Source organism: Nostoc sp. DSM 114159 (assembly GCF_053470285.1).
Map to the genome: position 1 here is coordinate 4,809,202 of NZ_JBPFEH010000001.1, position 19,884 is coordinate 4,829,085.

14 protein-coding genes are annotated in these 19,884 nt (G+C 42.6%); 4 read left to right on the top strand and 10 right to left on the bottom strand.

Annotated elements, in window-relative coordinates; translation table 11 throughout:
- Window positions 1-3: 3 nt before the first annotated feature.
- The 4 genes from ACR5KR_RS19885 to ACR5KR_RS19900 all read right to left on the bottom strand — a co-directional run bounded on the left by ACR5KR_RS19885 (window position 4) and on the right by ACR5KR_RS19900 (window position 3,638).
- On the bottom strand, window positions 4-927 hold the full coding sequence (locus ACR5KR_RS19885) for a DUF5331 domain-containing protein (protein ID WP_448267719.1): 924 nt from the start codon (window positions 925-927) through the stop codon (window positions 4-6).
- A 152-nt stretch (window positions 928-1,079) separates the two neighbouring features.
- On the bottom strand, window positions 1,080-1,403 hold the full coding sequence (locus ACR5KR_RS19890; RefSeq protein ID WP_445632066.1) for a (2Fe-2S) ferredoxin domain-containing protein: 324 nt from the start codon (window positions 1,401-1,403) through the stop codon (window positions 1,080-1,082).
- Window positions 1,404-1,566: 163 nt separating this feature from the next.
- Window positions 1,567-2,541, bottom strand: coding sequence for a cysteine synthase A (locus ACR5KR_RS19895; RefSeq protein ID WP_448267720.1), 975 nt, complete (start codon window positions 2,539-2,541; stop codon window positions 1,567-1,569).
- 146 nt (window positions 2,542-2,687) lie between these two features.
- The gene (locus tag ACR5KR_RS19900; protein WP_448267721.1) at window positions 2,688-3,638 is read right to left on the bottom strand and encodes a hypothetical protein; all 951 of its coding nucleotides are present in this window, start codon (window positions 3,636-3,638) and stop codon (window positions 2,688-2,690) included.
- A gap of 297 nt (window positions 3,639-3,935) precedes the next feature.
- Here ACR5KR_RS19900 and mnmA point away from each other — a divergent pair, with 297 nt between their 5' ends.
- Window positions 3,936-4,991: a tRNA 2-thiouridine(34) synthase MnmA gene (gene mnmA / locus ACR5KR_RS19905; protein WP_448267722.1), complete on the top strand. Its 1,056-nt coding sequence runs from the start codon at window positions 3,936-3,938 to the stop codon at window positions 4,989-4,991.
- A 378-nt stretch (window positions 4,992-5,369) separates the two neighbouring features.
- Complete coding sequence (locus ACR5KR_RS19910) at window positions 5,370-6,110, top strand: dienelactone hydrolase family protein (protein WP_448267723.1); 741 nt, start codon at window positions 5,370-5,372, stop codon at window positions 6,108-6,110.
- 190 nt (window positions 6,111-6,300) lie between these two features.
- Here ACR5KR_RS19910 and ACR5KR_RS19915 read toward each other — a convergent pair whose 3' ends face one another.
- The 5 genes from ACR5KR_RS19915 to ACR5KR_RS19935 form a co-directional block, all read right to left on the bottom strand.
- Window positions 6,301-6,546: a hypothetical protein gene (locus tag ACR5KR_RS19915; RefSeq protein WP_448267724.1), complete on the bottom strand. Its 246-nt coding sequence runs from the start codon at window positions 6,544-6,546 to the stop codon at window positions 6,301-6,303.
- Between the two features lie 834 nt (window positions 6,547-7,380).
- Complete coding sequence (locus tag ACR5KR_RS19920) at window positions 7,381-8,334, bottom strand: N-acetylglucosamine kinase (protein WP_448267725.1); 954 nt, start codon at window positions 8,332-8,334, stop codon at window positions 7,381-7,383.
- Window positions 8,335-8,348: 14 nt separating this feature from the next.
- Entirely contained in the window at window positions 8,349-9,620 is a 1,272-nt protein-coding gene (locus ACR5KR_RS19925; RefSeq protein ID WP_448267726.1) for an MFS transporter, read from the bottom strand.
- A gap of 30 nt (window positions 9,621-9,650) precedes the next feature.
- Window positions 9,651-10,913 carry a glutathionylspermidine synthase family protein gene (locus tag ACR5KR_RS19930; RefSeq protein ID WP_448267727.1) on the bottom strand — a complete coding sequence of 421 codons (1,263 nt, stop codon included), beginning with the start codon at window positions 10,911-10,913 and terminating at the stop codon, window positions 9,651-9,653.
- 7 nt (window positions 10,914-10,920) lie between these two features.
- Window positions 10,921-11,232: a hypothetical protein gene (locus tag ACR5KR_RS19935; protein ID WP_448267728.1), complete on the bottom strand. Its 312-nt coding sequence runs from the start codon at window positions 11,230-11,232 to the stop codon at window positions 10,921-10,923.
- Window positions 11,233-11,425: 193 nt separating this feature from the next.
- Here ACR5KR_RS19935 and ACR5KR_RS19940 point away from each other — a divergent pair, with 193 nt between their 5' ends.
- Together ACR5KR_RS19940 and ACR5KR_RS19945 are read left to right on the top strand one after the other, a co-directional pair.
- On the top strand, window positions 11,426-14,410 hold the full coding sequence (locus ACR5KR_RS19940) for a valine--tRNA ligase (RefSeq protein WP_448267729.1): 2,985 nt from the start codon (window positions 11,426-11,428) through the stop codon (window positions 14,408-14,410).
- A 163-nt stretch (window positions 14,411-14,573) separates the two neighbouring features.
- Window positions 14,574-15,008, top strand: a complete 435-nt coding sequence (locus ACR5KR_RS19945; protein WP_094348415.1) for a hypothetical protein — start codon at window positions 14,574-14,576, stop codon at window positions 15,006-15,008.
- A gap of 106 nt (window positions 15,009-15,114) precedes the next feature.
- On the opposite strand, the gene ACR5KR_RS19950 is transcribed toward ACR5KR_RS19945, so the two are convergent.
- Window positions 15,115-19,845, bottom strand: coding sequence for a beta strand repeat-containing protein (locus ACR5KR_RS19950; RefSeq protein WP_448267730.1), 4,731 nt, complete (start codon window positions 19,843-19,845; stop codon window positions 15,115-15,117).
- Window positions 19,846-19,884: the final 39 nt, after the last annotated feature.

Here is a 19,884-nt window from a genome sequence, read left to right on the forward strand (position 1 = left end):
AATTCAAATCAAGATATCTTTCTCTTTCTCCCTAGCACCGTAACAAAATTCATCTACCCAAGAAGCTATACTACGGGCATTTGTAGTTGGTATTATTTTGCTCTTACCCTCTTGTGGTTGAATATTCGGTTGTTTGCCGTTACTTTTAACCTCAGTAGTAATTGCTAGCGATCGCACTGCTTTGCCATTACTATTAATCTCAGTGGTAATTGCCAATGATGCGCCCACAGGGATTCGGACAGGTGGTGCGTTGCTTTTAACCTCAGTAGCTAATGCCACAGATGGCATAGTTTTGGCTTTGTTGTTAACCTCACTAGTCATTGTCGCCGATCCTCGTGAAGGTAACTGACCAGAGTGCCAGCGTACTGGTTGATATTCCCTTGGCAAATCGGAGGATGGCGTTTTTGCCGGAGTGTCTGGAGCAATTTTAGTTGCAGCTACTACCAACTCCGGTTTGCGTATGCGAGCTACTTCAGTAGTAGCTGTAATCGATGGCACAAGTTCATCTGCGCGTGACAAGTTGGAATCTAGAGTATTGGCAAGAGAATGAGAGGCAATCTTGCTGGCAGTTACAACCGATGACAGATGTTTATCCTCAAAATACTTTTCATCTGGCAACTCGCTTTCAACTTGGTTTATAACTGAATGCTCTGATTTTATTAAACATAACTCTTGATCGGGATTGAAGTTAAGACCTAAAGCAGCGACTATTTTATCTGGATCGTTATTCAACTCCACCATAAAAGAAAGTATTTCATCAAACTGGGGTTCCAAAACAGACAGTGTTGCCAAAATAAAACCGGACAAAGGGCGGCGCAGACCATCGTAAGTGGCCCAAATTCGCATTTTAACCAGCCAGGAAATATTTTGCTTGTAGTAAAAAAGCCACTTTTGTTTTAAGGATTGACGCAGCTGCTGGATATTCATTGGATGCCTCACTTCAGTCAACAAGATTGCAGACTTTGATATTGAAAATTTATAGCAGGAGGCAGGAGGTAGAGGGCAGGAGGTAAAACTATTGCTAACTCTAGCATTCACTCTTTCCAAATGTCCTAACCTGTGTGACTACGGCTATAGCTTTATTTCTGGGGATGAAACCGATAATAGAGCATCTGTTTGACTCTTTCACCACCTAGCAAATGATTTTCTATCAGTAGAGATACTTCATCAGGGTGAACGCCGCTATACCAGACCATATCGGGTAATATCAGCACCATTGGGCCATTGCCACATTGTCCTAAACAGCTGCTAGCAGTTACAGTTACACCAGGGATTGGCAAAGCTGTAAAAGCTGCTAAAACCTTGGCTGCACCTTGCTTTTTACAAGTACGATTTTGACAAACCCGCACACATTTAGGAGAATCTCGATCTATTATTGGCAAGTCTGATGGTTGAGTTGTCATTTGTTCTTTGTCATTTGTCATTTGTCATTTGTCCTTTGTCAAAAGTCGAAAGTTAATGACCAATAAACTCTTGGAGAGGTTGCGCCCTAAGCGTAGCTATGCAGCAAGCTTTACGACTACGCTAAGTACAAGTGACTAATGACCAATGACTAATGACTAATAACTAATCTATTGAAAGTCCCTTTGAGGCTAGCCATTCAGGGTTGAATATCCGCGACTGATACCGAGAACCACTATCACACAAGATGGTGACAATGGTATGTCCTGGCCCCAATTGCTTCGCTAAGGCAACAGCTGCTCCAACATTAATACCCGTTGAGCCGCCCATTAACAATCCATCTTTCCTCAGCAGTTGGTAAACTACTCGCAAAGCTTCTTGGTCATCGATTTGGATGGCATCATCAGCAGGTGCGCCTTCCATATTGGCTGTGACCCGACCGTTACCGATGCCTTCAGTGATGGAATTTCCTTCTATCTTGATTTCGCCAGTTTTGACATAGCTATAAAGTCCACTACCCAGCGGATCGGCTACAACACATTTAATTGCTGGATTTTTTTCTTTTAAATACAATGCTACACCAGCATAAGTACCACCAGTACCAGTTGCAGTTGTCCATGCATCTATTTTACCATCTGTCTGCGTCCAAATTTCCGGCCCTGTGGTTTCGTAGTGGGCGAGGCGGTTGGCTAAATTATCAAACTGATTTGCCCAAATGGCATTTTCCAACTCAGCAGCTACTCTGCCCGATAGCTTAACGTAGTTGTTGGGGTCTTTGTAAGGTACGGCGGGGACGGGACGAACTTCTGCTCCTAATGCTGTCAGCGCGTCTATCTTTTCTTGTGACTGGGTATCAGGAATAATAATTAGGCATTTGTAGCCTTTGGCGTTGCAAATATGTGCTAGTCCAATGCCAGTATTACCAGCGGTCCCTTCTACAACAGTACCACCAGGTTTAAGTAAACCTTTCTTTTCTGCATCTTCGATGATGTAAAGTGCGGCGCGGTCTTTGACGGAACCCCCAGGATTGAGAAATTCTGCTTTCGCAAGGATTTCACACCCTGTTTCTTCGCTAAAACTGTTTAAGCGAATTAAAGGGGTGTTGCCAACAGCGCCAACGAAGCCATTCTTTATATCCATTTTGACTGTACTTGTATGAGTCTTTATAAAAATTTTGGCTGATAAGCTGTCACATGATTTACAACTGATTTGCCTAAAATTCTATGATACTTACATTGGAGCGCTTGCTGTTGGTGTACTTCCCTCACTCCTAACTCCCGACTTATTCACTTTCCGTAGTAAACTCTGGCATTACCGTATCCGATATTTCGGATATATTTGTTCCATTCCTCAGCTTGGAATCGATTTTGGAAAGGCCCGACTGCTACGTGTGGGCCTCGTGGTTGCGTCCTTTCGAGGACTCCGCCAGATCGTCCTAAATCTTGCGTAAATTGGCTTAAATTCTGCCTAATTTGTGCTGCGATCGCTCTTAACTGTTCAGAAGTGGTGGGAATGGCGACATAATATCTAGAGACTCGCCTATTAGCATTTATATTATTGCGATCGTCTCTATAGTTATAGTTGCCATTATCTGCATTTATTTCCTGTCCGTTACCAAAGCTGATAATTCGGGCGTTATATATGCCTCGTGACTGTAACTCATTCACCCGTTGTTGGGCGTTGCCGACTCTGTTAAAAACTCCTGACTGAATTACAGTTCGGCCTTGGAACTGGCGAATGTAAGCACTAGGTTCAATCTGACGTATTGCTTGTAATGTCTGAAAATCACTACCATCAACATAAACTAAATAGCGCTCAAAGTTCTGGTTATATTGACTAAACTGTGGGGGTTGAGAGGGCTGAAAATTTTGCTCAAATTGATTGTTCGGTAATGGTTGAGAGGGCTGAAAATTTTGCTCAAATTGAGTGTCTTGTACTGTTTGGGTAGGTTGAAAGTTAACTTCCGATTGATTGAAATCCTGTGCTTGACTTGGTTGTAACTGCGGTGATGGCTGTTGACCAAAGGGAATTGGCGGTGGCGGTAAAATCTCACCAGTTTCTTGAGCCAATAGCACGTTGCTGTTGGAGATTTGTGCTTGTGCTGGGGTAGAGTCGGGAATCAGTACTAACCATCCTCCCACTAACAAAAACAGAAGTCTAATAGTGGGCTTCCAACCCTCAAAACCTCGGCGCAACATCTGAAATGGGATAAATTTACTTGATATTCCTCTCGACATAATAATTAGAAAGTAGTCAAAGTATTTTTAGGTAATTTCCATCAAGAACTAATTAGTTCACCGTTGTAGCAACTATATAGCGTTAACGTAAAGTTACCTCATCTGCGTGGCAAAAAATACATCTGTAATTAATCTTAGATGAAAGCTGTTTACGGACACGCTTGCTTCCGTTATGGATGGAAGAGTCAAATCCTTTTCCCTCCTGTCTCCTGCCTTTAAAACTGAAGCGCTTTAGTAGCAAGGCAATGAAAGAGTGTATGCTACAATTGGACAACCACGCAGCTTGTCGTGCTTTGTATGAAAAAAGTCGTCGTTGGTCTTTCTGGTGGCGTTGACAGTTCCACCGCCGCAGCTATCCTGCACCATCAGGGCTATGAAGTGATTGGTTTGACTCTTTGGCTAATGAAAGGCAAAGGTCAATGTTGCTCTGAAGGTATGATCGACGCGGCTGATATCTGCGAACAATTGGGTGTTCCCCATCAGGTTGTAGATATTCGGGATGTCTTTCAGACGCATATTGTCGATTACCTGGTGACTGGTTACAGTGCTGGGATTACACCTTTGCCTTGCTCCCAGTGCAATAAAACGGTGAAGTTTGGGCCAATGGTGCAGTATGCTCGTGAAGAATTGGGGTGCGATCGCATTGCCACTGGTCATTATGCCCGAATTAGCTATGACGAAGCAACTAAACGTTACCAGTTATTAAGGGCTGTTGACCGCAACAAAGACCAGTCATACTTTCTCTATGATTTGTCTCAAGATTTACTTGCAGCAACTATATTTCCTCTGGGCGAACTCGAAAAAACTGACACGCGCCGGATTGCAACTGAATACGGATTGAAAACTGCTGATAAACCAGAAAGTCAAGACTTATGCTTAGTGGAAAGTAACGGTTCCATGCGGGCATTTTTGGATAAATATTTAGCTCCCAAAACAGGCGATATTGTCGATACCACAGGCAAAGTTTTGGGACAGCATGATGGTGTGCATCACTACACCATTGGACAGCGCAAAGGCTTGGGGATTGCTGCTGCCGAACCGTTATATGTGATTGAATTAGATGCGGAAAATAATAAAGTAGTAGTAGGCGATCGCACTAAGGTAACTCAGCCAGAATGCACTGTAAATCGGGTAAATTGGGTTTCCATTGCCGAACCATCCACCCCAATTCATGCCGAAGTGCAAATTCGTTATCGTTCAACGGCTACACCAGTGACAGTAATTCCGTTGGAAAACTCCCGTGTGCGTTTGGTGTTTGATGAACCCCAAATCAGTATCACCCCAGGACAAGCGGCGGTATGGTACGACGGTGAGAAAGTGTTAGGTGGCGGAATTATTGAACAGTTTAGTTAAGAATCACCCCTTTGTAGAGACGCCGATTTATCGCGTCTCTCCCCTTAACCGAACCATCATCGCGTCTCTCCCCTTAACCGAACCGTCTTGGATGATACACCCTTTTCATCAATAAAACCATAATTTTCGTAATAATCGCCTTTTATAGAATTGCCAAATGCTCAACCTGACTTCTCACCGTATTTGGAAAATCTCTCTCCTAAAAGGCTAGGGTGTACATACAGTGTATTAAAGCGATCGCAACAAACTTTGCATTAGGAATATTAAGCGATCGCAGTCATGGCAGAAAAACGCTAAATTGTAGCTTGAAAGTAACCGGATGCTGCGGCGCTATAGTGTAGAAGCTAATGACAGCAAGCGGAACACGGAGACAAAAAAGTGCAAATCACTAAGCGCAATGTTGAGTTAAGAGTAGATGGCAGCTTAATGCGTGTTTATGTAGCGACTCCCAAAGCAGCAGGAAAATACCCTGGTATTGTCTTCTACAGTGATATTTATCAGTTAGGCGATCCAATGATTCGTCTAGCTAACTACTTAGCAGGATACGGCTATGTAGTAGCAGCGCCAGAAATTTTTCACCGAATTGAGCCAGTTGGTTTAGTAATTGAGCCAGACGATCTCGGAAGGATGCGGGGAAATGACGATGCGCGTCGAACCTCCGTAGCTGATTATGATGCCGATTGCCTTGCTGTGATTGAATTTCTGAAAACAGAGAGTGCGGTTTCTCCAGATAAAATAGGCACTCTCGGCTTTTGTATTGGCGGACATTTAGCTTTCCGCGCAGCATTTCAAAGCGAAATTAGGGCTTCTGTCTGTTGTTACCCTACTGGTATTCCTAGTGGTAAACTGGGTAAAGAGATAGCCGATACAATCCAGAGAGTAAGTGAAATCAAAGGCGAAATGCTAATGGTATTCGGTACTTTTGACCCTCATATACCAGATAGCGATCGCCAAATCATAATAAAAGCAATTGAGAATGCTAACATCCCTCACCAAGTTTTCTTGTATGAAGCAGAGCATACATTCATGCGCGACGACGGTTATCGTTATGATTCTAGTGCTAGCACCGCAGCTTGGTCTGAAATAGTAACTTTCTTGGGGCGCGTATTCGCAGAGTGAAAACTCCTATTATTGCTTTCTTCGCTTGACAGTTAGTAGTCCGTCAATTTTGAGTTTAATTAGAATTTTCAGTGGGTAATTTAAATTCTAAATAACTTGTTCATACATGAAAGTGCGTTAATTAGATTTAACGCACCACACATAAACTGATTAAATGCTATTGAAGGTATTATCTCTTCAGATGATTAAATTAGGAGTTTTGAGTAATCCACATCCGAATTTCATCATTAGTCATTTGCTTGAAATATGGGATGTAATTAAGCCCCTGAGTTTTGGCTTTATTTAGAGCTATTGCAACAAGTTGAGAATTTGAGTGTGTATCAGTTTGCACAGCTTTGTGCAGCTGATAAACCACACTTGCCAATTCCAAACCATGAGGATGGTCTAGTAGCTTTGCCAGCAACCCCAAAGCATCATGAGAATTTTTTTGTTTCATACATTTTGGTTAAGGTGTTAGAGATTTATGAGTATCACAAAGCGGAATAAAAGCTTGACTATCAAGGGTGGTACTCCCTATGAGCGGACAGGAAAGCTTTAACGTAATGCTACAGTCAGCTTACTAGAACAGTCAACAAAAAAAACAGCACTAAAACAGCCTTTTTACTCTAAAAAGCTGCTTTAGCACCCCAAATGTTTATTTTTTCGCTTTGTGACGCTCTAAAACACCTAAAATCATAAAACAGCTTTCTAAGTACCAATCAGAAAGCAAACATATATTTTTAGAGCGGTTTCGTTCCCTAATAGGGAGCTTGATTTAATTTTGCTAACTAACCTAGCTATTGGGCTTTGTAGCAGTTCAGATCCCTGTCAGAGGTTTTGGGTTTGAATTTTTTTATAGTTTCAATCCCTAATAGGGATTTTACTACATTATTAGAGATTCGCGCAAATTAGGAATTCTTTACTGCATCTGCCTTTTACTGCTTGATAATAGAAAAATTCCTGGTTTTAGATATAAATTTTGCCATATTTCAGCATCCATCCGCGCAACCTAGCTTTCAAAGTCTCTCTCAGCAATAATTTGGCAATTACACGGTTACACAACTTCGGACTTGTAACTTCCTCAAGGAGAACATCAACTGGGCTGATGCGCCCAAGTCGCTGTATTACACAACTTCGGACTCGTAACTTCCTCAAGGAGGTTAAATATCTGCTCATAGCATAAGCTAACCTCTCCATTTAATTTGCCTCAAGCTTTTTTATCCTGTAGCAAAATTGAGTACTTGCCTACTTAGTTGATATTCCCTTAATTAGGGTAATAATCACTACTTTCTCACGCTAACCTCTGCAATGCTAATAAACCAGCACCATAAGCAGGTTCATAGCTCGGAAAAATTACGTTTACATTAGAAAACTTCTTAACAAGAGACGCTGCAAATCTTTCATGGATATTGCATCTACCCCGCCAGACACTTCCTGTAGTAACTACTTCCAAAACTGAGTCAGCACTAAAAATTGCATCAATTACTGTAGATGTAGCTTTTACTAACTCTTTGACAGCATCATCAATTATGATATTCGCTACTATATCACCTGACGCTGCTGCAAAATCTACAACTGGTGCTAAAGCAGCTATCTGTTTAACTCCCCATTCTCGCCGATATACTACTTCTATTAAATCTTCTATATTTTTTAAATCAAGATGCTGTTTGAAATCCTCTATCAAACTCGTTGATATTTCTCGCCCATCATAAGATTTTAATGCTGCATTCATGCCTGCGATCGCAATTTTATAAGCGCTACCTTCATCTCCTAAAATATACCCCCAGCCGCCGACTCGCTTAGTATGTCCTTCATGATTTCGTCCGAAAACTATCGAACCAGTACCGGCTGCAACCACAATTCCTACAGGCTGACCAATTCCACCAACTAAAGCAATTAAAGCATCGTTACAAATTACAATATTGACTGGCTGTAATGCCCAAGTAATAGGCAATTTGTTATTCTGTAACTCTTTAACTAAACCTTTCACTACTTCGATATCTGCTACACGACCTACACCTGCTAAACCCAGACATATCGCGTCAATCTTTAGAGTATTTGTAATTATTGCTGCCTCAACCGCATTGTAAATTGCAGATTGAATAGATTGTAAAGTTGCTTCGATACCTATACTCTGATAATTAGATGGGCCTGCTTCACCACGGCCTAGCACCTGACGCAAATCATCCATCAAGACACAAACAGTTTTGCTACCGCCACCATCTATTCCCAAAACATAACTCATGAGTTGTAAGAAAATTACTTATTTTGACGCTTCGGTTCTTCTTTTAAAGGAATAAAAAATAAAGCAATCATTCCAGGAATGGTCAGCAAACAAATCAAGACAAAAAATAATGGATAGCCAAGTGCTTTTTGCAGATAACCACTAACTAAACCTGGTAACATCATTCCTAAAGCCATAATGCCAGTGGAGATAGCAAAATGAGAAGTTTTATATTCGCCTTGGCAAATATACATTAAATAAACACTAAAAGCTGTAAATCCAAAACCATAGCCAAATTGCTCCAAGGAAACCAAGGGATACACTAATGTTAAGGAAGGCTTAGTGTAAGCCATATACACATAAAAAATATCCGGCAAGTTCAATGCTAAAGCCATAGGAAATAAACATTTTTTTAATCCATATCTAGAAATTAGCAAGCCTCCTAAAATTCCTCCACAGATTAGGGATATTACCCCAAATGTCCCGTAGACTAATCCGACATTTGATGTTGATAACCCTAAACCTCCTACTTCTGGTTTGTCCAATAAAAATAACGAGGCTATCTTCACAAGCATTGCTTCACCAAGTCTGTAAAGCAATATAAATGCTAAAATATTTATAATTTTATCTTGAGCAAAATATGAGCTAATGATTGACCAAAAAGGTATATTTTCCCTAGCTTGTATTTGTCGTTGATTATCTGATTCAGGTAAAGGTAAAATTAGGCGATGGAAAATAAACAGAATTGCTAAAATTAAAGCTGAGAAACCAATAGTTACAGTCCAGCTTAAAGGAATGTTATTCAGAGATACTTCAAGCTGACCTGCTAAGACTACTAATATTCCAGAGCCAAAAATGACAGCCATTCTATAAAACAGCGAGCGAATGCCAACAAATAAGGCTTGTTGCTCTGGAGATAAAGCCAACAGATAGAAGCCATCGGTAGCAATATCATAAGTTGCAGAAATAAATGCTCCTATTGTTAATGTTGCAAGGGAGATGAAAAAGAAATTTGGCAGTTGCAAGGAGAAGGCTATCAAACCCAAACAAGCGAACATCGCAAATTGGGTATAAAGTATCCATTGACGTTTGGTAGAATAAATATCGACAATTGGGCCCCAAAACATTTTGATGATCCAAGGTAGATAGAGAAAACTTGTCCACAAGGCAATTTGAGTATTATCTATTCCGAGCTTTTTGTAAAAGATTACGGAAACTGTATTGATGATGATGTAAGGTATGCCAGAGGCAAAGTAGAGGGTGGGTATGTATGTCCAGGGCGAAGCAGTGGTAGTTTGAGGTTTCATGTTTGCCTCTAATTATCGGTGTTATTAAAATTAGCATCCAATAGGACACCAATAGGATAAATTATCTGTAATTTCCCCTTCAGACAGGCGGATTCCTACACCTCCAGATATAAACTTGTCATTACCATTGTTATATAGCCATGCTCCCCAAACCTGAGTCATTAACTTGCCATCAATTTCTAATTTAGGAAATTCTAATAACTCTTGATAGACATAATTCTGTTGTGTATACCAAGGGTCATTATTACTACTACGCACAGAAATATTTCCTGAATTAACTGCAAATCCTCCTTCACCTTCTCTTCCTAAAATAGGTTTGGCAAAGTATGAATTACCTATTGCTGTTGCACTCAGTGATGTTTTCGGAAAATATTCCCAGACTGTCCCAGCATCTTTGCCAGAAAAAAAGTCATATCCCAAATCTGTAATTAGGGCAAATACACTCTTTGGTTGCAGTGCAAAGGCAGAACCAAAGTTGACAATCACAATTTTCTTCTCAAAAATTAATTGCTCTAGAGCCGGCCATAATCTTTCACCTTTTTCATCAGTATCATGGATTAGCCATTCCACTGGATACCACATAAAGAGTATATCTATTGGTTTTTTTGTTCTCTGGTCAAATAGATACTCACCATCTTTGATGCCAAGGTATTCTAAGGGTAAAATGGTACTTTTGGACTCCAAGTACTTGCTTAACCATCGCATAGTACCTAAATCTTCGGCATTATTCAAAGCTGTAAATGCTACGCAACAGTCTCTAACTGGTTTACCCAAATTTAATGCGGCTCTATTTACATGCTGATTGAGTGTTATTTTTAAGATTTTTTGAGCATCTAAACCTGGTTCTTGCAATCCAAAATGTCTGGCGACTTTATTATTGCCATCCGTACACTCAAACCAAAAACTAGGAGTTTGGGGATTAGTTTCTACTACCTTTTTTATCCCCGTTTCTTGATTCCAGCACCAGTCAAGACGCATACAAAATGGTGCGAGAAAGTCATATTTAACTAACTTGATGGTAGCTTCCGGAAATCCATAGTAAAATAGTGTATCCTCATCAAGAGTGCGAATAATTTCCCACGCTTGGGTTAAAACACTACCGACTAATTCCGATGCTTGCTGGATTTCTTGTATCGTCTGCGGTAAAACTTGATGGCAATAATAAAGAGCGTAAGGTGTTTCTTGGTCAGTTAGAGGTATACCTGTTCCTTCTTCAATAGGAGCAAAGTTGTACCAACCCATTTTCATCGACTGAAATAGACGCTTTCGTTCAGGACTGTTGAAAATATTCATAACTCTCTTATCCACCTGCATGACCACCGCGACCGAAACTGCCAAAACCACTACGGCCCTTGGCAGAACCTCTGGAAGTCCCGGCCTCCGATGAATCACCAAAACCGGAGCTTCTAATGCTACTCCCACCAGAGTAACCACTCGATCTGCCGCTACCATTAGATGAGGGTGAACAGTTATTGGGTTGTTGTTTAGCGTTTGGCGATGTTGTGGAGATGCAATCTGACTGTTTTGCTTCTGGGGTTGTCGCACAAGAAGCAAGTAGCGATACAGTCATAACGAACACTATGAGTTGAAATAAACCTGGTTTCAATTTCATGAGTTTTTCTGGATGAATATACAAATGTCAGTTACGGAATTTATGCAAGATAACTACAAAGGTCAAAAATAGATTTCGCATTTCCAGATAGATTTTTTCAGGGTATATCCACGATTTAGAGAATTGCTAAACAAACCCTCTCCAACCCTGTGGCAAAATTTATTAGAGTCCTTCCATAGTTAGTTTGCCCCGCATGACCGCAACTATTCCCAATCTCCCCAGTCTCTATGACCCTTTTTCCACTGAAGCCAAGTGGCAAAAATTCTGGGAAGACAACCAAATTTACAAAGCTGACCCCACCAAAGGCGGCGAACCCTACTGCATCGTCATTCCACCGCCGAATGTCACTGGCAGTTTGCACATGGGTCACGCTTTTGAAAGTGCCTTAATTGATACCCTCGTGCGCTACCACCGGATGCAGGGACGCAATACCCTATGGCTACCAGGAACAGACCACGCCAGCATTGCTGTGCATACTATGCTGGAAAAGCAACTCAAAACTGAGGGTAAGACCCGCTACGAATTGGGGCGCGAGAAGTTCTTAGAACGCGCTTGGCAATGGAAGGCGGAGTCTGAGGGAACGATTCTGAATCAGCTACGACGCTTGGGTGTCTCGGTGGACTGGTCACGGGAAAGGTTTACCCTGGATGAGGGTTTATCTAAGGCTGTTGTGGAGGCATTTACTCGTCTTTACGAGGAAGGCTTAATTTATCGTGGTGAATATTTAGTTAACTGGTGTCCTGCTTCTCAGTCGGCGGTGTCTGATGTGGAAGTAGAAAATCAAGAGGTGAATGGAAATCTCTGGCATTTCCGCTATCCCCTCACCGATGGTTCCGGTTTTGTAGAGGTGGCGACAACTCGACCAGAAACGATGCTGGGTGATACGGCTGTAGCAGTTAATCCCAATGACGATCGCTACAAACATCTTATTGGCAAAACTTTAACTCTGCCCATTCTACAACGAGAAATTCCCATCATTGGCGATGAATATGTCGATCCGACTTTCGGCACGGGTTGCGTGAAAATAACTCCCGCCCATGACCCGAACGATTTTGACATGGGTAAGCGTCACAATCTGCCGTTCATCAACATTATGAACAAAGACGGCACTCTCAACGCCAATGCTGGGGAGTTTCAAGGCCAAGACCGCTTTGTTGCTAGAAAAAATGTGGTTTCTCGCCTAGAAGCAGATGGCTTTTTGGTGAAGATAGAAGATTACAAGCATACCGTTCCCTACAGCGATCGCGGTAAAGTACCTATTGAACCTCTCCTCTCAACTCAGTGGTTCGTTAAAATTCGCCCCCTAGCTGACAACACTCTCGAATTCCTCGACCAGCAAACTTCTCCAGAGTTTGTTCCCCAACGCTGGACTAAGGTTTATCGTGATTGGCTAGTAAAACTAACTGATTGGTGTATCTCTCGCCAGTTATGGTGGGGACACCAAATTCCGGCTTGGTACGCTATCAGTGAAACGGATGGACAAATTACCGATAATACGCCCTTTGTAGTAGCGAAATCGGAAACCGAAGCTTGGGAGAAGGCAAAATCACAATTTGGCGAAAATGTCAAGTTGGAACAAGACCCAGATGTGCTAGATACTTGGTTTTCTTCTGGACTGTGGCCGTTTTCGACTTTGGGCTGGCCGGAACAAACTCAGGATTTAGCAACTTATTACCCGACTACTACTTTGGTGACAGGCTTTGACATCATCTTTTTCTGGGTAGCCAGAATGACCATGATGGCTGGGCATTTTACACAGCAAATGCCTTTCCAAACGGTTTACATCCACGGCTTAGTGCTGGATGAAAAAGGTCAGAAGATGTCAAAGACCAAAGGTAATGGCATTGACCCATTGTTATTAATTGACAAATATGGTACTGATGCCCTGCGGTATACCTTAATTAGGGAAGTGGCTGGTGCTGGTCAAGATATCCGCTTAGAATACGATCGCAAAAAGGATGAATCGGCATCGGTGGAAGCATCCCGCAACTTTGCAAATAAGTTGTGGAATGCTGCCCGGTTCGTGATGATGAATTTGGATGGACAAACACCGCAACAATTGGGGAATCCGGTAGCGATAGAATTGAGCGATCGCTGGATTATCTCGCGGTATCATCAAGTTGTCAAAGAAACCACCAATTACATTGATAATTACGGTTTAGGGGAAGCTGCAAAAGGACTCTACGAGTTTATTTGGGGTGATTTCTGCGATCAATATATTGAACTAGTGAAATCCAGATTGCAAGCAGATGCCGATCCAGTATCGCGGCGGGTAGCACAACAAACCCTTGGCTACATATTAGAAGGGATTATGAAACTGCTTCATCCCTTCATGCCTCATATTACCGAAGAAATTTGGCAGACTCTCACTCAACAACCAGCAAATTCACCGCAAACTTTACCCCTGCAAACCTATCCTCAGATAGATGCAAACTTGATTGATTCAGCTTTAGAAGAACAGTTTGAATTACTAATTGCTACTATCCGCACAATTCGGAATTTGCGGGCGGAAGCGGATATTAAACCAGGCATAAAAGTGACAGCGAATTTGCAAACTCAAAGCCAGAAAGAGCGGGAAATTCTCACTGCTGGACAGTCTTATATTAAAGATTTGGCGAAGGTTGAGACTTTAACCATCACTGACAAGCAAAAAAACCAAACTGTTACTGCTAAAAAACCTCAGAGGGGTTTGAAGACAATTGGCTTAATTATTGTGGCCATTGTCTTTGGTAGATTAGGTTTAGCTGTGGGAAATGCCATTGATGACATTCCCATCGTCGGAACTTTCTTTGAACTAGTTGGTTTTGGTTACACAGCGTGGTTTGTTAGCCAAAATTTCCTCACTGCTCAAGCTAGACAAAAGTTATGGAGACAGTTGTTTCCGCAGAAAGAATTAGAACAACCACAAGAACCAGAAAATGCGATCGCAGGTGTAATTGGTACAATACAGGTGCTAATTCCTCTAAGCGGTGTGGTAGATATTGAAGTTGTCCGTGCCAAGCTAGAAAAAAGCTTGAGTAAAGCTGAAGCCGAAGTTCAATCCCTGAGTACCAGATTAAACAATCCTAGTTTCGTAGATAGAGCTAGACCTGACGTGGTACAAGGGGCGCGGGATGCATTAGCAGAAGCACAAAAGCAAGCTGAAATTTTGCGCGATCGCCTCAAGGGGTTATCGTAGGCATAGTCTGTGTGGCTTAGGATAACTGTAATGGGTAATGGAAGTGTTAATAATTCCCAATTACCCATTATCAATTAACAAGATCCAAATATCCATTCTGGCACTTATTTTTTTATTAAATTATTTTGAATTTTGAATTTTGAATTGGAGCGAAGCGACCCTCATGCTATATCTAGCCCAGGTGCGTAAAAACGATTTTTTAGACCAGCACCAGTTACGCTTATTGGCGCGTCAAGAAGCTGATAACTTGTGGGCGATAATTCCCGAAGAAGCTTTCATTCTGCTGGGAAAGGGAAAGATCATGAGTGAGAACTTGCTTGTTCTAGTAGAACTTTCCCCTACAGGCGACATTGAAAGACTAGAAGACGCCACCAACTGGGTACTCCACCTGGTACAAAACTACCTCACCATCGGCATTACCCCGGAATTTTTGCAGCATGAAGCCGAAAGAGCAGAACATTGGCGACAATCCCTAACATTACAAAATCAAGACTTAGCGCGGCGTTCCTTAGAATTGGAAGCTCGTCGCGAACAAATTCAAGCCTTAGAAGAAAGCCTTAAACGCGAAAAAAACGGTTATTCTCAAGAGGAAAGTTAAAAGCTAATTGTGTTGCTTATAAAGCCACAGCACTCCAAAGGCGTATAGAGACGCGAAATTCCACGTCTCTACATAAGTTTATGCTAGGTTAATTGTCTTAGTAAAGTTAGGCAATCACAGTAATATTTGCACTACTAAGCTGTGCATGATTCGATAACTGGGCTATTTGAACTTGCGCTGTACCACCCAATCCATCTTTATCAAAGAATAGATTACCTGTACTTTGATTGTAGATGAAGCGATCGCTTGCAGCTGTAGCGATCGTACCAAGTCGGAATAAGCCCGAATCGAGTGTCGTATCCTGAGATTGGGTCAGCCCGAATTCCGCCTTAGAAATGAAGATAGTATCATCTCCAACAGTAAAATCAGTAATAGTATCATAACCTCCAGTGCGGGTATCAGTCAGATATAAGCTATCTTGTCCAGCTCCACCAGTCAGCGTATCTTTACCAATTCCACCAAAGAGGCTATCGTTTCCTACACCGCCTAATAAGCTGTCATTACCTGAACCACCAAAGAGGTTATCATTACCATCTCCTCCTGATAATGTATTAGCACCAGTATTTCCAATCAGGATGTTATTAAGACCGTTACCAGTAGCAGTGATTGCCCCAGCTCCAATCAGGGTCAAATTCTCTAGGTTATCTCCCAAGACCCAATTTACCGAAGAGTTAACTAAATCTGTGCCTGCATTTAAGCCTTCAACAATAATATCGCTAACATTGTCTACGATATAAGTGTTATTGCCGACTCCACCATTGAGACTATCAATTCCTGTACCTCCATCCAAGGTGTCATCGCCTGTACCACCCAACAAGGTGTCATTGCCTGAGCTACCAAAAAGGCTATCGTTACCATCTCCTCCGGTTAAGGTGTTCGCAGCAGCATTTCCGACCAGGATGTTATCAAGGCTGTTACCAGTACCAATTGTCGCGCTTCCAGTCAGGGTCAAGTTCTCAAAGTTCTCTCCCAATACCCAATTCACAGCAGACTTGACTAAATCTGTGCCTGAATTTAAGCCTTCAACAATAATATCGCTAACATTGTCTACAGTGTAGATGTCATTACCGGCTCCACCATTGAGAGTATCAATCCCTGCACCTCCATCCAAAGTATCATCGCCTGCACCGCCTAACAAACTGTCATTACCTGAACTACCAAAGAGGCTATCGTTACCATCTCCTCCGCTCAACTTATTAGCACCAGTATTTCCAATCAGGATGTTATTAAGGCTGTTACCATTACCATCGATTGCTCCGGTTCCAGTCAGGGTCAAGTTTTCCACGTTATCTGTCAACACGAAACTCACGGAAGACTTAACTAAATCTATGCCTGCATTTAAGCCTTCAGTAACAGAATCGTTCAGGTTATCTACAGTATAAATGTCATTGCCGGCTCCACCATCAAAACTGTCAGCTCCTAAACCTCCATCCAAGGTGTCATTACCTGCACCGCCTAATAATGTGTCATTGCCTGAGCTACCAAAGAGACTATCGTTACCATCTCCTCCGCTCAACTTATTAGCACCAGTATTTCCAATCAGGATGTTATTAAGGCTGTTACCAGTACCATCGATAGCGTCGGTTCCAGTCAGGGTCAAGTTCTCCACGTTATCTGCTAACACAAAATTCACGGAAGACTTAACTAAATCTGTGCCTGCATTTAAGCCTTCAGTAATCGTATCACCGAGGTTGTCTATGATATAAGTGTCATTGCCGACTCCACCATTAAGACTATCAGCTCCTGTACCTCCATCCAAGGTGTCATTACCTGCACCGCCTAATAATGTGTCATTGCCTGCACCACCCAACAAAGTGTCATTGCCAACTTCTCCGCTCAAGATGTTAGCACCAGTATTTCCGGTCAGAATATTATTAAGGCTGTTACCAGTACCATCAATAGCGTCAGTTCCAGTCAGAGTCAAGTTTTCCAGGTTAACTCCCAACACCCAACTTATCGAAGACTTGACTAAATCTGTGCCCGCATTTAAGCCTTCAGTAATGGTGTCGCCGATGCTGTCCACAATATAAGTATCATTGCCTTTACCACCGATGAGGCTATCAGTTCCTGTACCACCATCTAAGGAATCGTTGCCATCACCGCCATCAAGTGTGTCACTATCACCTAATCCTTGGAGCGTGTCATTGCCTAGCAATCCTGAGATGCTATCGGCGTTCACTGTACCAGTCAGGTTATCTGCACCTGAAGTGCCATTAATCGGAGGGGTGATTTCACTAATGGTCAAGTTGACAGTAGCAGTGCTACTGCCTCCATGTCCATCACCTATGGTGTAAGTAAAGCTGTCAGAGCCATAATAGTTTTGACCAGGCGTATAAGTGTAAGTACCGTTGTTGTTGTTAACTAAGCTTCCTTGGCTAGGTTGGGTGAAGCCAGTAATGCTCAATACGTCACTAATATCAACATCTGTATCATTGCTTAACAGACTAGTAGCGCTAATGATAACGGGTGTGTTTTTGTTTGTGGTGATTTTGTCGTTAACAGCAACAGGAGCATCATTCACCGCCGTAATATTAATATTGCGGGTAACTGTGGCACTATTAACAGTCCCATCATTGACGACAAAGCTAACGGTACGAGGTGTAGTACTGGGGTTGTCGCTGCTGTTGGTATAAGTAATAGAACGTAGTGCGGCTTGATAGTTCGCAACGGTGGCACTGCCGATTAAGGTTAAAACACCTGTGCTGCTGTTGTAGCTGCCCGTAATCCCATTTTGGTTGGTGAAGGCGAGGATGTCTTGAGCAGAGGCGAAACCACTGGTAATGCTGACGGTGGCACTAGCTAGGTTGGTGGAGTCTAAGTCGCTAACGGTGATACCTGAGTCAATGACTGTAGTGGCGTTCTCAGTGTATGCCAGGGCAGAGTTGGTGGCAGTAGCAACAGGTGCATCATTCACTGCCGTAATATTAATATTGCGAGTAACGGCAGTACTATTAGCAGTCCCATCATTAACTATAAAGCTAACGGTACGAGGTGTAGTACTGGGGTTATCACTGCTGTTGGTATAAGTAATAGAACGTAGTGCAGCTTGATAGTTAGCAACGGTGGAACTACCAGTTAAGGTTAAAACACCTGTGCTGCTGTTGTAGCTGCCCGTAATCCCATTTTGGTTGGTGAAGGCGAGAGTATCTTGAGCAGAGACAAAACCACTGGTAATACTGATGGTGGCACTAGCTAGGTAAGGAGAGTCTAAGTCGCTAACGGTGATACCTGAGTCAATGACTGTAGTGGCGTTCTCAGTGTATGCCAGGGCAGAGTTGGTGGCAGTAGCAACAGGTGCATCATTCACTGCCGTAATATTAATATTGCGGGTAACGGCAGTACTATTAGCAGTCCCATCATTAACTATAAAGCTGATGGTACGAGGTGTAGTACTGGGGTTGTCGCTGCTGTTGGTATAAGTAATAGAACGTAGTGCAGCTTGATAGTTAGCAACGGTGGCACTGCCGATTAAGGTTAAAACACCTGTGCTGCTGTTGTAGCTGCCGGTAATTCCATTTTGGTTGGTGAAGGCGAGAGTATCTTGAGCAGAGACAAAACCACTGGTAATCCGGACGGTGGCACTAGCCAGGTTGGGGGAGTCTGTGTCGCTGACGGTGATGCCTGAGTCGATAGTTGTAGTGGCGTTTTCAGTGTATGTCAGGGCAGAAGCAGAGCTAGGGGTGATTGTTGGGGGAGCCCCACTGTTGTTGTTTAGTTGAGCATATATTCCATGGCCAGATCCGTCCTGACCATCGCTTTGCCAGGAAATTACAAAATCTCCAGTAGCATCCATTGCTACTGCGGGGTTAGCTTGATCGTTGTTGGTGTAGGTATTGACCAGAAATTCACCCCCAATAGCTACCCCAGCACTGTTGTAACGTTGGGCATATATGCCAGAGCCAGAGCCGTCCTGACTATTGCTAGTCCAGGAAATGATAAAGTCCCCATCTGCATCCATTGCTACTGTGGGGTTAAATTGATTGCCCTCGGTGTGGGTATTGACTTTGAATTCGGCGCCAATAGCTGCCCCAGCACTGGTGTAGCGTTGGGCATATATGCCATCCCCAGATCCGTCCTGACCATAGCTTTGCCAAGAAATTACAAAGTCCCCAGTGGCATCCATTGCTACTGTGGGGTTAAATTGATTGCCTTGAGTGTAGGTATTAACCTGAAATTCGTTTCCAATAGCTGACCCGGCACTGTTATAGCGTTGGGCATATATGCCCAAGTAAGACCCATCTTGATAATAGCTTTGCCAGGAAATAACAAAGTCACCATTGGCATCCATAGCTATTGTGGGGTTATATTGAGAGCTTTCGGTGTGGGTATTTACCTGAAATTCACCCCCAATGGCTAACCCAGCACTGGTGTAGCGTTGGGCATATACTCCATAGCTAGACCCGTCCTGACCACTGCTAGTCCAAGAAATGACAAAGTTCCCATTGGTATCTATCGCTATTGTGGGGTTAACTTGATTGTTGTTAGTGGAGCTATTGACCTGAAATTCGCCCCCAACAGCCATTCCAGTACTGTTGTAGCGTTGGGCATATATCCCAAAGCCAGACCCATCTGGGCTTTCCCAGGAAATAACAAAGTCACCATCGGCATCGATCGCTACTGTAGAGTTAAGTTGATAGCCGCTGGTGTTGGTATTGACTTTGAATTCGGCGCCAACAGCCACGCCAGTACTGTTGTAACGTTGAGCATACACCCCATAGCCAGACCCATCCTGACCATTGCTAGTCCAAGAAATGATGAAGTCTCCATCAGCATCCATTGCGACTGCGGGATTAATTTGATCATTGTTGGTGTAAGTATTGACTTTGAATTCATTCATGAAAAAACCTCTGAAAAAACTAAAAATTTGATTTCAACA